Source organism: Streptococcus porcinus, from assembly GCF_900475415.1.
Lineage (GTDB): Bacteria > Bacillota > Bacilli > Lactobacillales > Streptococcaceae > Streptococcus > Streptococcus porcinus.
This window is the reverse complement of the sequence record NZ_LS483388.1, coordinates 1,155,803-1,171,305: the sequence shown is the minus strand read 5'-3', so window position 1 is coordinate 1,171,305 and position 15,503 is coordinate 1,155,803. Positions and strand designations below refer to the sequence as shown.

Sequence of the window (15,503 nt, the reverse complement as noted above, 5' to 3'; positions counted from 1 at the left end):
TGTCCTTTTTATTAGTGTTCTTTTTTCTTAGCTAAGCTAGTCGCGAAAAGAGTAGCAATTCCTGCTAGTGATAGTAGGAGAGAGCCTTGCTCCTTACTTCCAGTTATAGGTAATTTTTTCTTAACATCAGTATTTTGAATATGATTTTCAGACTTAGCATACATTAAGGAGTAACTATTAGTTGCTAGGCTTCTTACTTTTGTAGTTTCTGTTTCAGTAGCCTTAGTTGGTGTGAATAGGTCTGAAACTAACTCCGTTTGAATGATTTTTCCCTCACGATTACGATAAACGCGATTGACTAAATCATGTATACCCGATGAGTCTTTCCTTTTAGATGTTTCAAGAGTAACTGTAGCATAGGTTTTAACTCCAGAGATAGTGGCAGAAACTTTTTGATTGCTAGCTTCTAGATCTTTAATATATTTAATGAATACTTCGGTGTCAGGGTTGATTGCTCCTAACAATCTCCCTTTTTTAAATGTTTTAAAACCATCTCCTCCACCATATAAGAAGTCGTTGATAACCACTTTGTAGGTTGCGTTCGGATCAATTTCTTCACCGTTGGTCTTATAGGCTTTTACAACTTTGTAAGGATTTAAGGGATCAGCAGAGCCACTATCAGTATAGATGTACCTGAGACCAGATATTTGAAGGAAGTATTTTTCTCCCTCATCATACTGTTCATTCAAGACATCATAAATTTCTTGTCCTGTTAATTCAACAACTTGAAGGATATTTCCAAAGGGTTGGACAGCTTGAGCTGCGCCCCAAGTGATTGATTGATCACTATTAACTACTAAGTCAGCACGTACACCACCATTGTTTGTAATGGCGAAATCTACCTCAGGGAATGATTGCTTGGCAATAGCTAATTGAGCTTTTGTAATTAGGTTACCTAGAGCGGATTCTTTATCGTTATTAACCTCTCTTGAAATATTGGCATTTGTTATAGCTGTTCCAATTTTTGTTTCAGTTACACGAGCCACTATAGTATTGGCATTATTCACAATTGCTTGAATTTCAGGTGTTCCTGTTAAAATACCCGGAGCAACAGCGACAACTTGTCCAGTAGGTACTGTGATGAAATCTTGGGTATCAGTATCCAAAGTACCACGGACATCGGCATAGGCCTTTCCTTGAGCAAGGGCTTGAACAATCCGAGTATTACCAATTGTTCCGTTTGCATACACGTGGTTATGTCCAGTAAAGACTATATCAATACTGTTATCAGGATAGATTTGGTTAACTTTATTGATAATGGTAGCCATTTGATCACCAACCAGACCATCTTTTCCTGTAGTTGCAGGGATGTGAGCTAAAATCATAATAGCATTAACGTTCTGGGCTCTTAATTCTTTAGCATACTTAGCGATAGTTTCAGCTTCGTCTAAAAAATCATACTGTTCGTAATTCTGTTTAAGGACTAAATCGGGTATTTCAGTAGTAACGACACCAATTATACCGACTTTGACGGAAGTATTGTTAATAGGAATGGATTTAATAGCATAAGGTTTCCAATTATATGGAATCTCCCCAGTCTTTTTATCAACAACATTTGAAATAACAATCGTTTGATTAGAAGGAACATGCGGGTAGTCTTTTGTAATTTGATTAATAGTCGAATCAGGAGTGGGAGCTGTGCCAGTCATAATACGATTATACTCAGCCAAGCCCTCATCGAATTCATGGTTACCAAGGGTACCATATTCAACATTCATTTCATTAAAAATCTGAACAGTTGGTTCGTCTTGGAGTAATCCTGAGTTTGCTGGGCTAGCTCCAACCATGTCACCAGCTTGAACACGAAAACTAGTTCCATTAGGACTAGTTTGGGTAAAATCAGCTTGAGCTTTATCCATATAAGCATCAAGTTGAGCAGCCGTTCCAGCACCTGAAATTTTACCATCAGGCATATAAGCGGTGCTAGTTTGGTCAATGGCACCATGGAAGTCATTGACCCCTAAAATTTGAACATCAACTTGATCAGCGCTAACACCTGAAACAAATAATGACATACCAGCAAGGACACTTAAAACACTGCTTTTTAAAACAATATGTTTTTTCATAAAAATTCCAATCTCCTAAAGAATAAAATGATGTTTCATAAATAGTTTACTATCTTTTAATGCACAAAACAAGAAGTATTGCATAAAAAGTGAATGAAATACAAGTATATTTTTTATAAAAGGCTTACATTCTTTAAAAAACATATTATTTAAAACAAATAATTAAAAATGTTCGATTTTATTATTTTTATCTATTGCGATATAAGCTAATCTATGATAGTATGATAGTTAGATTAAAAGAAAGGAGAATAAACATGTTAACTATTAAAATGAATCAAGTTTTTTTGATATTCTCCTTTCTATCCTTCAAAGTTAACTTACTTTAGTGTCGCTATGTACCTAATAGTAAAGCCCGTGGTAGGAAGGATGACTTACTGCGGGCTTTTTGTATGCAAAAATTGATATTTATTCAAGAGAAGGAGGAAGGAATGTTAGCTTTAATTTTAGAACACATAAAAACTAAAAAAGCTATTTATCTTCTAGTTGTCATTTCTTTATTGGTCTATGACGCCAGTTTAATTATTCCTACTAAGGTTGTTCAAAATTTAGTTGATCACATGAGTCATCATCAACTTAGTCAAGCATCTTTAAAAAATCATATACTCGTTCTCATCATTGCTACCTTTATGTCATATGCCACAGCATACTTATGGCATCTCAAGCTCTTCCAAGAAGCAGTAGCTTTCAAATGTGATTTACAGCAAAGAGCGTTTAAAAAGTTGGTTTTGATGCGGACACCTTATTATGATAAATTCCGTTCTGGAGATATGATGACACGGTTTTCGACAGATGTTGAAGCTTTGATGGATTTTATCGGTTACGGTTTGATGATTATCTTATATGCTGGAGGTATGTTTGCTTTTATTATTCCCACAATGTTTTTCATTTCTTGGCAGATGACTTTAATTGGTATGCTCCCGATTATCATTGGTGTTTTTTTGACTTACTTCATGACGAAAAAACAGGAATTACTAGTAGAAGAAGCCAGAGAAGCCATTTCAAACTTAAGTGATCAGGTTCTAGAAACCGTAGAAGGCATTCGTGTTATGAGGGCTTATAGTAAAAAAGTTTTTTTAGCTAAAGAGTTTGAGAGAAAAACAAGAGCAATTGCTGAGAAATGGAATCGGATTGCATCGATTCGTGGCCTATATTTTCCTGTTTTTACTATTATGCTCGCACTTAGTACGATTCTTGTTTTAATCACTGGTCTTTCTTTTTTACAAAAAGGTCTTATCACTCTTGGTCAAGTACTGGCCCTGCAACTCTATCTAGTCTCTCTCATTGAGCCCTTCAGTATGGTGGCTGATTTTATCCTCGTTTTTCAGACAGGTAATGCTTCGTTTTCAAAACTTAGCCAAGTGATTGAAACTAGCGATGATATGGAGGAAGATGGGAGCCAATCCTTAGCCAAGATTGAGACTATTAGGTTGAAAGACTATTCTTTTAGGTATCCAGAAAGTAATCAAGATACTCTGAAAAAGCTTAATCTTGTCCTTAATCAAGGTCAAACCTTGGGCATTATCGGAAAAACAGGTTCAGGTAAAACGAGTTTAGTCCGACAATTTTTGCGTCAGTATCCAAAAGGTGACAGGCTTTTTGAAATAAATGGTCATGATATTTTAGACTATAAGCGTAAATCATTGGAAAGTCACATTGGCTACGTGCCTCAAGAGCATATTCTCTTTTCAAAGACTGTTTGGCAAAATATTGCTATGGGGAAAAGCGGAGCAGAGGAATCAGATATTCTTGCAGCCATCGAAACAGCTTCCTTTAGTGAAGATTTAGCACATCTATCGCAGGGCTTAGAAACGGAGATTGGGGAAAGGGGCTTATCAATTTCTGGTGGCCAGAAACAGCGAATTGCTATAGCTAGAGCTTTTCTAGGGAAGCCTGATTTGCTGATTTTGGATGATTCTTTGTCAGCGGTTGATGCTAGAACTGAGGCTGCTATCATTACTAACATTCAACGTGAAAGGCAAGGAAAAACAAGTATTATTGTTAGCCATCGTTTATCGGCAATCCAGCATGCTGATTGGGTTATCGTTTTAGAAGATGGAGAAATTATTGAGGAAGGAAAACCAAATGATCTTTACCAGCTGGGTGGTTGGTATTATCAACAATATATTAGACAAGAAGGAAAGGGGGTAGGGAATGTCAGTCTTTAAAACCTTAATAGCTGAAATTAGATGGGCTAGAAAACCTTTTTGGACAGGGTCTGTCTTACTCTTAATAGCAACTGGGGCAGGTCAATATGCTCCTTTGCTTCTGCAGAAAATGATTGATCGTTTTTTGACTCCAGTAGCGCGTGGGCAGGCCTTTAATAGAGATTCATTTACTAATCTGATTTATCTCTACCTTGTACTAGTCCTTGCTACAGCAGGCCTTCGTTATTTTTCTTTTAAGGCTCTAGTAAAAGCCTCTAATCAGATTGTCGAAAACTTGCGGAATCGGGCCTTTCAGACAATGCAGTCATTACCTATTTCTTATTTTGATCATCAACCAGCAGGGAAAATTGCAACACGTATCGTTAATGACACAGAAACTCTTCGTAATCAATTCTTTGATAATCTTTTATCGCAATTGATGATTTGCCTTTTACAAGTGTTAGTGATTTATGGTATTTTAATCTACCTAAACCTTACTTTAGGACTTTTTTTACTATTCATTTTACCGGTCTTTTATGGTATTCAACTTCTTTATAAAGGATTGACAGATCAGCCAATGAAAGATTTTTATAAAGCTAGAAGTGCTGTTAATACACAAGTCAATGAAACAATGAATGGTGTGTCTATCATTCAACTTTACCATCAAGAAGATCAGACCTTACAAGAATTTGATAAAGAGATTACTAAAATGCGAAAGGCTGACAATACTATTATCTTTGCTGATTCAGTTGCTTCGTGGACTTTAACAGAGTTTTTTAAGTACACTATAATTGCTGCTATTTTAACATTTATTGGTTATCGTTTTCTTAAAGGGCAAGCTAGAATGACAGTTGGTATGATTTTTGTTTATATTAATTATCTGACTAGATTGTTTGATATTCTAGGAATGGTGGTACGGCAACTTCCCAATATTCAAAGATCGCACGCAACAGGCAAACGGCTTTTGGAACTTTTAGATGAAAAGACTGAGAAAGATAGTAAAGTAGGAATTAAGGTCAGTCAGGGACAAGTCACTTTTGATCATGTTAGTTTTTATTATGATAAAGGCAAGAAAGTTTTGAAAGATATTTCCATTGAAGCTAAAAATGGTCAAACGATCGCCTTGGTTGGCCATACTGGCTCTGGCAAATCATCTATCATGAACTTGCTCTATCGCTTTTATGACCCCCAAGAAGGGGATATCAGAATCGACAATCAATCGATTAAGGATTTTTCTCGAGAAAGTCTACGTTCCCATATGGGGATTGTTTTGCAGGATCCTTATCTTTTTACAGGAACGATAGCCTCTAACGTGAGCATGGGAAACCAAGCTTATAGTGAAAAGCAGATAGAGCAAGCCCTCATTAAAGTAGGGGCAGAGCACCTCTTAAATAAATCGGACAAAGGGATATATGCTCCAGTTTCTGAAAGAGGCTCTTCCTATTCAAGTGGTGAGAGACAATTAATCGCTTTTGCTAGAACACTTATCTCAAATCCGAAAATATTGATATTAGATGAAGCGACATCACATATTGATACCGAGACTGAAGAGGTTATCCAGGCAGCTATGAAAGTTTTAAAAAAGGGGAGAACAACCTTTGTTATTGCTCATCGTCTCTCAACGATTCAGACAGCTGATCAAATTTTAGTTCTAGATCAAGGACGGATTATTGAGAGAGGAAATCATCACACTTTATTAAAAGCAAATGGTAGCTATGCTGAAATGTTTCGTATTCAAGAAAAAATCTAAAGCTGATTTCTTCAGCTTTTTTAGTTATGTGACTGCTAGTCCGTTTTATGCTCTAGTTTTCTTTTTGAAAGATTCAGTTTTAGATTAGTAAAAAGGGTTTCATATCGCATTTTCTTAGCTTTTAGTGTAAAATAGTTAGGTAGTTTAAAAGATTAAAAAGAACGAAAAGAATAATTTATGACAAAAAAAATAGGTATTGGTAAAGCTCACAGCAAAATTATTTTGATGGGAGAGCACTCGGTAGTTTATGGCTTTCCTGCAATTGCTTTACCCTTAAAAGATATAGAAGTGACTTGTCTCATTAAAGAAGCTAATGAAAAACTAAAATTTGATTTTTACGACACACTGTCGACAGCTATCTATTCAGCCTTAGATTTTTTACAGATTAAAGAAAAACCAATCTCATACGAGATTATTTCACAAGTTCCACAAAAAAGGGGAATGGGCTCTTCAGCAGCTGTTTCTATTGCTGCCATTAGAGCAGTATTTGATTATTTTGACCAACCAATTAATGATGACTTACTTGAAATTCTAGTTAATAAAGCTGAGATTATTGCTCATACGAATCCCAGTGGACTAGATGCTAAAACTTGTCTCAGCGATCATGCTATTACGTTTATTCGAAATGTAGGTTTTGAAAGCTTGGCTATTAATTTGGAGGCATATTTAGTAATTGCTGATACAGGTATTCATGGGCATACCCGTGAAGCTGTCAATAAAGTAGCTAAATTTGAAGAGAGTAATTTACCACATCTCGCTTGTCTGGGAAAATTAACAGAAGAAGTTCATCGAGCCATTATTAGTAAAGATGTAGAGGTAATGGGACATGCTATGACGCAAGCCCATCAAGAACTTAAGGCTATTGGAGTTAGTATTGAGCAATCAGATTTATTGGTTCAAGAAGCATTAGCACACCAAGCTTTGGGTGCTAAAATGTCAGGTGGTGGCCTTGGTGGTTGCATTATAGCTTTGGCAGCTACTAAAAAAGATGCTGAAATCATATGTGAAAAATTATTAGAAAAAGGGGCCGTGAATACGTGGATTCAAAAACTGTAACTGTGAAGTCCTACGCGAATATTGCAATAATTAAATATTGGGGAAAAGAAGATCAGAAGAAAATGATTCCTTCAACTAGCAGCATTTCTTTAACTTTAGAAAATATGTACACAGAGACGCAATTACAAGGCTTACCTAAAGGTGCTGATAAAGACTTGTTTTACATTGATGATCAGTTACAAAGTCAAGAGGAGCATGAGAAAATATCTGCAATTATTAATCAATTCCGGACTCCTAAGGACTTATTTGTCCAAGTTAGAAGCCGCAATAATATGCCAACAGCAGCTGGCCTTTCATCCAGTTCAAGTGGTCTATCTGCTTTGGTTAAGGCCTGTAACCAGTTCTTTGAAACAGGACTAACACAAAGTCAGCTAGCACAAAAGGCTAAATTTGCTTCAGGGTCGGCTTCTCGCTCTTTCTTTGGTCCATTATCTGCTTGGGATAAGAATAGTGGTGATATCTATAAGGTGAAAACTGATTTAAAATTAGCCATGATTATGTTAATTTTAAATGATGAACGAAAGTCTATTTCAAGTCGAGATGGTATGAAGTTGTGTCGCCAAACATCAACTACTTTTGACCAATGGATAAGAAAATCTGAAGTTGATTATCAAGAGATGTTACAGTATTTAGAGAGTAATGATTTTGAGAAAGTTGGCTTATTGACAGAAGAGAATGCACTTGCCATGCACGAGACAACTCGTACATCAAGCCCATCTTTTTCTTATTTAACCGAAGCCTCCTATCAGGCTATGAACAAGGTTCGAGATATGCGCTCTAAGGGTTATCAGTGTTATTTCACCATGGATGCGGGCCCTAATGTCAAAGTTCTCTGTTTAGAAAAAGATTTAGAGGAGCTTGCACATCTTTTTGAGCAAGATTACAAGATTATTGTTTCCAAAACAAAGGATATTCTGGATGATTAAGTATCAGGTAGAAACTGGCGGAAAGCTTTATATTGCAGGAGAATATGCTATTTTAAGTCCTGGACAAACAGCTATTTTAATGCCTATTCCTATAAAAATGAAGGCTGATATTGAAGCAGCTAGATATTTTAAAATCACTTCTGATATGTTTGATTATAGTGTTGGCTTAGAACCGGATGCTGGTTACCAGTTAATTCAAGCCAGTATTCGTACAGTATCTTTGTTACTTGGTAAGAAAGTAGAAGAACTGCCTCCTTTTCATTTAAACATTTCAGGTAAAATGGAAGCAAATGGTAAAAAGTATGGTTTAGGTTCAAGTGGTAGTGTTACTATATTGACGATAAAGGCTTTAGCAAAGCTTTTTCATCTATCACTTTCAAATGATTTGCTTTTTAAGTTAGCAGCTTACACGCTTCTTGCTTTAGGTGATAATGGTTCGATGGGGGATATTGCTTGTATTGCTTATAATCGGATGATTGCCTACAAATCTTTTGATAGACGAGTTATAAGTGAGAAAATTCGTTGTTATTCATTTGAAAAAGTAATGAAAGAAGATTGGCTATATCAAATAGAGGTAATTGAACCTAAATTAGACACTCATGTTTTAGTTGGTTGGACTAAAGTACCTTCAATTTCACGTGATATGATTAATCGTGTTAAGGATGCGATTGATGCCTCTTTTCTTTTGGAAACCCAAAAAGCTGTTTTAGATTGCCAAAAGGGGCTTGAAAGTGGAGATAAAGACTTATTTGTTCTTTCCTTAGCTCGTGTTAGTGACCTATTGCAAGAACTTGATCCTGCTATTTATCATCCCAAATTGCTTACTTTAAAAGAGGCATGTGAGGGGATGAATGCAGTCGCCAAGTCTTCTGGCTCAGGTGGCGGTGATTGTGGGATTGCTTTTTCTTTTGATCAAGTATCAACGAACCACATATTAACCAATTGGCGAACTAAGGACATTGAATTGATTTATGATAAGAGGTGGCTTGCAGATGACTAATCGAAAAAATGATCATATAAAATACGCACTAAAATACCAATCATCTTACAATTCTTTTGATGATATTGAGCTAATACATTGTTCATTACCTCAATATGATTTAGAAGAGATTGATTTGTCAACTCATTATGCTGGTCAGGACTTTGCTTATCCTTTTTATATTAATGCTATGACTGGTGGGAGTGAAAAAGGCAAAGCTGTCAATGAAAAATTGGCCCAAGTAGCAGCAGCAACTGAGATTCCTATGGTGACTGGTTCTTACAGCGCAGCTTTGAAAAATCCTAATGATCAGTCCTACCAATTACGATCGGTAGCTCCCAACCTTTTATTGGGGACCAATATTGGACTAGATAAAGATGTTAACCTAGGCTTACAAACAGTTAGAGAAATGAACCCAATTTTTTTACAGGTTCATATCAATCTTATGCAAGAGTTATTAATGCCTGAGGGAGAACGTTATTTTCGTTCTTGGCATCAGCATCTGAAAGACTATGCTGAACAAATACCGGTACCTATTATTCTAAAAGAAGTTGGTTTTGGGATGGACCTCAAAACGATTACTTTAGCGCGTGACTTAGGTATTCAAACATTTGATATATCTGGGCGTGGTGGCACGTCGTTTGCTTATATTGAAAATCAAAGAGGCGGTAATAAAGCCTATCTCGATAATTGGGGGCAAACAACTAGTCAATGCTTGTTAAACTGTCAAGCGATATCTGATGAAGTTGAGATTTTAGCATCTGGAGGTGTTCGAAATCCTTTAGATATGATTAAGTGTTTGGTCCTTGGAGCTAGAGCTGTCGGTTTATCTCGAACAGTTTTAGAGTTGGTTGAATCTTACCAGCTAGACGAGGTTATTGCTATTATTAATGGCTGGAAAGAAGAACTGAAGTTAATCATGTGCGCCCTTAATTGTCGAACAATTGCTGAGCTCAAAACTGTTGATTATTATTTATACGGTCGCCTAAAAGAAGCAAATAGCAAATCATAGGATAGTAATCATAAAAATCCCCGAAAGTTTTGGCTTTCAGGGATTTTTTTATTTTTGGCGTAATCTTGCCAATAACTTTTGAGTGTTTTCTAAATTAAGATGCTTGAGTGCTTGTAGCTCAGGAATTAGCGAAGCAAGCTCAGCTTCACTTGCTCCAGCTAATAGTGCTAAGGACTTAGCTTGAAGTTTCATGTGTCCAGCTTGGATTCCACTATTAGTGAGAGCTTTTAAGGCAGCAAAATTTTGAGCTAATCCTAAACTAACAATGATTTGAGCTAATTCTTTCGCCTTTGGCCAATCCAATAAGTCATGGGCTACCTGGACACTGGGATTGAGGCCAATAGATCCTCCCTTAGTAGCAATTGGCATTGGCATGGTTAATTGGCCTTTAATCACATTACTTTGGAGGTCTAAGCTCCAGGTACTTAAACCACGGTATGAACCATCCTTGGCTGCGTAAGCATGCCCACCAGCCTCAATGGCCCGCCAATCATTACCAGTTGCTATGACTAAGGCGTCAATACCGTTAAAAATGCCCTTATTATGGGTAGCAGCCCTATAGGTATCAAGTTGTGCGAAGTCACTGGCTAGCACCATTTTCTTAGCTAATTCTTCAGCTTCAGCTTTATTGCGACTTAAAAAACGGAGGTCAACCTGACATTCTGCTCTAACTAAAGCTTCGGTTGCATAGTTTGATAAAATAGCCATCAAGGTTTTACCGTGAGCTAAATCTTCTAGGGGTTTAGAAAGAGCCTCCACCATCGTATTAACCATATTCGCTCCCATAGCTTCTTGGGTATCAACCATAAGATAAACAATGAGAAGGCTCTCCTTTATCTTGATATGCAAATCGCATGCCCCTCCCCCGCGCTTGACGATTGAAGGATAGGCACTATTTGCGATCTCAAGTAAATTATCTTTTGCTAGCAAAATCTGGGTGCGGGCTTCTTTTTTATCTGGAACATCATACAAAGCTACTTGTCCGATCATCTGGCGATTGAGAACTTTTGTCTTAAAACCCCCGGAACGTTTGATGATTTTTCCAGCAAAGGTAGCAGCAGCAATAACTGAAGGCTCTTCTGTTACCATCGGTAAGTGGTAAGTTTTTTGGTTAATGAGAAAATCTGGGACGATGCTAAATGGAAGGGCGAAGCGTCCAAGGACATTTTCGGCCATTTGATCAGATATTTCAAGAGATAATAAGTCATCTCTTTCTAGATGGTCAAGAGCAAGGTCTCCAATTAGACCTTTTTCTTTTAAGAATTTAATTCTGTCTGCTGGACTTTTTTTATAGAAACCAGACCAATTAATAGGTTTATTTGTCATTTTTTTCATAAATCCTTTGGTGTTCTTGGATAGATTTCAAAGCAAATGCTCCGGTTAAATAGTCGTCAAAAGTAAGGTTCCCTTCTTGATCAACTGAACTATCAGCATAAAAAATAGTTTCATAATCAGTGACATTGATTTCTTGGCGTTGATCCAAGTAAGCCTGACGGTTAGTTTCTAATCTGCTTTGGTAACCATCAACTAACTGGATACTGTAGATTTCGCTAACAGCACCAGAACCGTAGGAGAACATGCCGATTTTATCTCCTGCCTGTAGGGTGTGACAATTTTCTAAAAGAGAAAGAAGGGACATGTATAGTGAACCTGTGTAGATATTTCCAACTTGACGGCTATAAGCAATAGAAGCTTCGAAAGCTAAGTTTAATTGCTTTTTATGCGAATCGGGTGTTTCTTTATCGAATAATTTATTGAGGCCTTTAAAAGCCAGCTTAGGAAAAGGAATATGGAAACAGAAAGCAGCAAAATCAGTAACCTCTAGGTTCTGGCGATTTTGGTACTCTTTCCAAGTTGTTTTTAGGGAATCAAGGTATTGTTTAGTAGAAAAGATTCCGTTTACGTAAGGGGTTGATGAGTAATTTGGTCGCCAAAAGTCCATAACATCTCGTGTTTGGGCGACATTGTCATTATTAATGATAGCAATTGAGGGGTTAGCTTTGACTAAAATAGCGACACTGCCAGCACCTTGAGTTGGTTCCCCAGCTGACTTGATACCATATTTGGCAATGTCACTGGCGATAACTAATACTCTTGAGTCAGGATTTAAAGTAATATGAGCTTTGGCATAATCAAGTGCAGCAGTAGCACTATAACAGGCTTCTTTTATCTCAATTGAACGGGCAAAAGGTTGAATGCCAAGTAAATGATGGACATAAACACTGGCAGCTTTTGATTGATCGATGGAGGACTCTGTTGCCAAAATGACCATATCGATACTTTCTTTATCCTCTTGATCAAGAATTGTGTCAGCAGCAGTAGCAGCAAGAGTCACAATATCCTCTGAAATCGGTGTGATACTTATGCGATCAAGCATCAATCCTTTAGTAAATTTATCTGGATCAGTTTGACGAGCGATAGCTAATTGATCCATATTTAAAACATAACGACCAGTTGCAAAACCGATCTTATCAATTCCAATTTTCATAATGTTCCTTCTTTAATATGCTAATAGATATTCCCTAATATTTTATCATAATTTTTCTGAAAAAAGAGAAAACAACTATTAGTTTCATGATTCAAACCAAAGAAATGCTTAGGGAAGCCTAATTTTTAATATTTCTTCTAGCTATTTCCTCAAAATTTGGTAAAATAAGAAACAGTATATAAACTAGAAAGGAAGCGTCATGACACGAGCAGATGTGATTTTTAAAGAGAATATCCAAAAGATTTTGGAAACTGGTGTTTTTAGTGAGCAAGCAAGACCAAAATATAAAGATGGTCAAACAGCTAACTCAAAATATCTTACTGGCGTTTTCACAGAGTATAACTTGGCTGAAGATGACTTTCCTATCACTACTTTACGGCCAATACCAATAAAATCAGCAATCAAAGAGTTACTTTGGATTTATCAAGACCAATCTAATTCTTTAGATGTTTTAGAAGAAAAATATAATGTGCATTATTGGAATGATTGGGAAGTAGGAAATACCAGAACAATCGGGCAACGCTATGGAGCTGTAGTTAAAAAACATGATATCATGACAAAAATTTTAAAACAGCTGGCTGATAATCCTTGGAATCGAAGAAATGTGATTTCATTATGGGATTACGAGGCATTCGAAGAAACAGAAGGTTTGCTACCTTGTGCTTTTCAGACAATGTTTGATGTTCGCCGTGTTGACGGTGACATCTATCTGGACGCTACTCTAGTACAGCGCTCTAATGATATGTTAGTAGCACATCATATTAATGCTATGCAATATGTTGCTTTACAAATGATGATTGCCAAACATTTTAGCTGGAAAATCGGAAAATTCTTCTACTTTGTCAATAATTTACATATTTACGATAATCAATTTTCTCAGGCAGAGGAATTATTAAGTCGTGAAGCAAGCAACTGTAAGCCACGTCTTGTTTTAAATGTTCCAGATGGCACTGACTTTTTTGATATTTGTGCTGAAGATTTTGAATTAGTAGATTATAATCCTGTTAAACCACAATTGCGCTTTGATTTGGCTATCTGAGTGAAACATGGATTTTTTTCAAGCAAAATATCACAAAATTTGCTAAAATAGAATCAATGACATTAAGGATAGAATAAGATGACAAAAGAAATAATAGCTATTTGGGCAGAAGATGAAAACGGAATTATTGGTTCAAATGGAACCTTGCCTTGGCATCTTCCAAGAGAATTACAACATTTTAAGAATACAACACTTCACCACGCTGTTTTAATGGGACGAGTGACGTTTGAGGGGATGAAAGCTAAACTTCTCCCTAATCGCCAAACCTTGGTGATGACCAGCAATGAGCGGTACGATGTAGAAGGTGTGCTAACTGTTACTAGTTTAGAAGAAGCTTTGGAATGGTTTCATGCCCAAGAAAAAAATCTGTACGTCATTGGTGGTGCTAAAGTCCTCAAAAGTTTTGAAGGGTATTTTAATCGTATCATTAAAACAGTTGTCCATCATCAATTTGAAGGCGATACTTATCGTCCCGATATTAATTTAGATGACTATATTGAGGAAGATCAGTTTTTCTATGCGAAAGATGAACAAAATCCTTTTGATTTTACGGTTCATGTTCTCGTTAAAAAGTGATTGTCGTTGGGAGAGATTAACTAATGCAACGTAGTATTTTTGGGGTATTTACGGCTTTTTTGTGTGCCATTTGTTTTCTTTGTGCAATGACAGCATTTAAGAAAAAACGTTATGGCTTGGGCACTTTGTTTTTACTAAATGTCATTACTAATTTAGTTAATACCATACATGCCTTTTATGGCACCTTATTTTAAATAAAGAGTGAAAAGAGAAAGTTTAGAAAATATGGCGGGAAATCGAAGTACTGATATCAAGGTTCATTGTTCATTTTGTGGCAAGAGCCAGGATGAAGTCAAAAAAATTATAGCAGGTAACAATGTCTTTATATGTAATGAATGTGTTGCCCTGTCACAAGAAATTATTAAAGAAGAATTAGCTGAGGAAGTATTAGCTGATTTGACAGAAGTTCCTAAACCAAAAGAATTATTAGAGACACTAAACCAATATGTGGTTGGTCAAGATCGTGCAAAAAGAGCTTTGTCGGTAGCTGTTTATAACCATTACAAACGGGTTTCTTTTGCAGAAAGTCGCGATGATGAAGAAGTGGAACTACAAAAATCAAATATTTTAATGATTGGTCCAACCGGTTCTGGGAAAACATTCCTAGCTCAAACATTAGCTAAAACCTTAAATGTTCCTTTTGCAATTGCAGATGCTACCTCCTTGACTGAGGCTGGTTACGTGGGTGAGGATGTTGAAAACATTTTATTGAAACTGATTCAGGCAGCAGACTATAATGTTGAGCGCGCTGAACGTGGTATCATCTATGTTGATGAGATTGATAAAATTGCTAAAAAAGGTGAAAACGTGTCAATTACCCGTGATGTATCAGGAGAAGGAGTTCAGCAAGCCCTCTTGAAAATTATTGAAGGAACTGTTGCTTCTGTTCCTCCGCAAGGTGGCCGTAAACACCCTAACCAAGAAATGATACAGATTGACACTAAAAATATTTTATTTATCGTTGGCGGTGCTTTTGATGGTATTGAAGAGATTGTTAAACAAAGATTGGGAGAAAAAATTATTGGTTTTGGACAAAACAGTCGCAAAATTGATGAAGATGCCTCCTATATGCAAGAAATTATTTCTGAGGATATCCAAACCTTTGGTTTAATTCCGGAGTTCATTGGAAGATTACCAGTTGTTGCAGCCTTAGAACAGCTTAGCACCAGTGATTTAGTAAAAATACTGACCGAGCCAAAGAATGCTCTTGTCAAACAATATCAAACCTTACTATCTTACGATGGTGTGGAACTGACTTTTGATCAAGAAGCTTTAGATGCAATTGCTGAAAAAGCGATTGCTCGTAAAACTGGTGCTCGTGGATTACGTTCAATCATTGAAGAGACAATGTTAGATCTTATGTTTGAAATCCCTAGCCAAGAAGATGTGACCAAAGTACGTATTACAAAAGATGCTGTTGATGGGACTGCAAAACCAATCTTGGAAATAGCTTAAGGAGAATTGGCC

At 36.6% G+C, this 15,503-nt stretch carries 13 protein-coding genes; 10 read left to right on the top strand and 3 right to left on the bottom strand.

Features of this window, described 5'->3' with window-relative positions:
- Positions 1–11 precede the first annotated feature (11 nt).
- Entirely contained in the window at positions 12–2,066 is a 2,055-nt protein-coding gene (locus DQM45_RS05840; protein ID WP_003082695.1) for a surface-anchored 5'-nucleotidase, read from the bottom strand.
- 428 nt (positions 2,067–2,494) lie between these two features.
- Between DQM45_RS05840 and DQM45_RS05835 the strand changes: the two genes are divergently transcribed.
- The 6 genes from DQM45_RS05835 (at position 2,495) to fni (ending at position 9,933) form a co-directional block, all read left to right on the top strand.
- Positions 2,495–4,231 (top strand): ABC transporter ATP-binding protein, encoded by a 1,737-nt coding sequence (locus DQM45_RS05835; protein WP_003084788.1) that lies wholly within the window; start codon positions 2,495–2,497, stop codon positions 4,229–4,231.
- Positions 4,218–5,960: an ABC transporter ATP-binding protein gene (locus tag DQM45_RS05830; RefSeq protein ID WP_003084481.1), complete on the top strand. Its 1,743-nt coding sequence runs from the start codon at positions 4,218–4,220 to the stop codon at positions 5,958–5,960. The genes DQM45_RS05835 and DQM45_RS05830 overlap by 14 nt, the downstream gene beginning before the upstream one ends.
- A gap of 177 nt (positions 5,961–6,137) precedes the next feature.
- Positions 6,138–7,016: a mevalonate kinase gene (gene mvk / locus DQM45_RS05825; protein ID WP_003085740.1), complete on the top strand. Its 879-nt coding sequence runs from the start codon at positions 6,138–6,140 to the stop codon at positions 7,014–7,016.
- The gene (gene mvaD, locus DQM45_RS05820) at positions 6,998–7,942 is read left to right on the top strand and encodes a diphosphomevalonate decarboxylase (protein ID WP_003082948.1); all 945 of its coding nucleotides are present in this window, start codon (positions 6,998–7,000) and stop codon (positions 7,940–7,942) included. Before mvk ends, mvaD begins: the two co-directional genes overlap by 19 nt.
- The gene (locus DQM45_RS05815; protein ID WP_003084558.1) at positions 7,935–8,942 is read left to right on the top strand and encodes a phosphomevalonate kinase; all 1,008 of its coding nucleotides are present in this window, start codon (positions 7,935–7,937) and stop codon (positions 8,940–8,942) included. The genes mvaD and DQM45_RS05815 overlap by 8 nt, the downstream gene beginning before the upstream one ends.
- Positions 8,935–9,933: a type 2 isopentenyl-diphosphate Delta-isomerase gene (gene fni / locus DQM45_RS05810; protein WP_003084169.1), complete on the top strand. Its 999-nt coding sequence runs from the start codon at positions 8,935–8,937 to the stop codon at positions 9,931–9,933. The genes DQM45_RS05815 and fni overlap by 8 nt, the downstream gene beginning before the upstream one ends.
- Positions 9,934–9,981: 48 nt before the next feature.
- Here fni and DQM45_RS05805 read toward each other — a convergent pair whose 3' ends face one another.
- On the bottom strand, positions 9,982–11,259 hold the full coding sequence (locus tag DQM45_RS05805; protein WP_003085843.1) for a hydroxymethylglutaryl-CoA reductase, degradative: 1,278 nt from the start codon (positions 11,257–11,259) through the stop codon (positions 9,982–9,984).
- Positions 11,249–12,421 (bottom strand): hydroxymethylglutaryl-CoA synthase, encoded by a 1,173-nt coding sequence (locus DQM45_RS05800; RefSeq protein ID WP_003083770.1) that lies wholly within the window; start codon positions 12,419–12,421, stop codon positions 11,249–11,251. The genes DQM45_RS05805 and DQM45_RS05800 overlap by 11 nt, the downstream gene beginning before the upstream one ends.
- A 199-nt stretch (positions 12,422–12,620) precedes the next feature.
- Here DQM45_RS05800 and DQM45_RS05795 point away from each other — a divergent pair, with 199 nt between their 5' ends.
- The 4 genes from DQM45_RS05795 (at position 12,621) to clpX (ending at position 15,491) form a co-directional block, all read left to right on the top strand.
- A complete protein-coding gene (locus tag DQM45_RS05795) occupies positions 12,621–13,460 on the top strand; it encodes a thymidylate synthase (protein ID WP_003085382.1) in 840 nt (279 codons plus the stop codon).
- A 78-nt stretch (positions 13,461–13,538) separates the two neighbouring features.
- Positions 13,539–14,036: a dihydrofolate reductase gene (locus DQM45_RS05790; RefSeq protein WP_003084418.1), complete on the top strand. Its 498-nt coding sequence runs from the start codon at positions 13,539–13,541 to the stop codon at positions 14,034–14,036.
- 23 nt (positions 14,037–14,059) lie between these two features.
- A complete protein-coding gene (locus DQM45_RS05785) occupies positions 14,060–14,230 on the top strand; it encodes a hypothetical protein (RefSeq protein WP_003083300.1) in 171 nt (56 codons plus the stop codon).
- A gap of 31 nt (positions 14,231–14,261) precedes the next feature.
- Positions 14,262–15,491, top strand: coding sequence for an ATP-dependent Clp protease ATP-binding subunit ClpX (gene clpX / locus DQM45_RS05780; protein WP_003086008.1), 1,230 nt, complete (start codon positions 14,262–14,264; stop codon positions 15,489–15,491).
- The last annotated feature ends 12 nt before the right edge of the window (positions 15,492–15,503 follow it).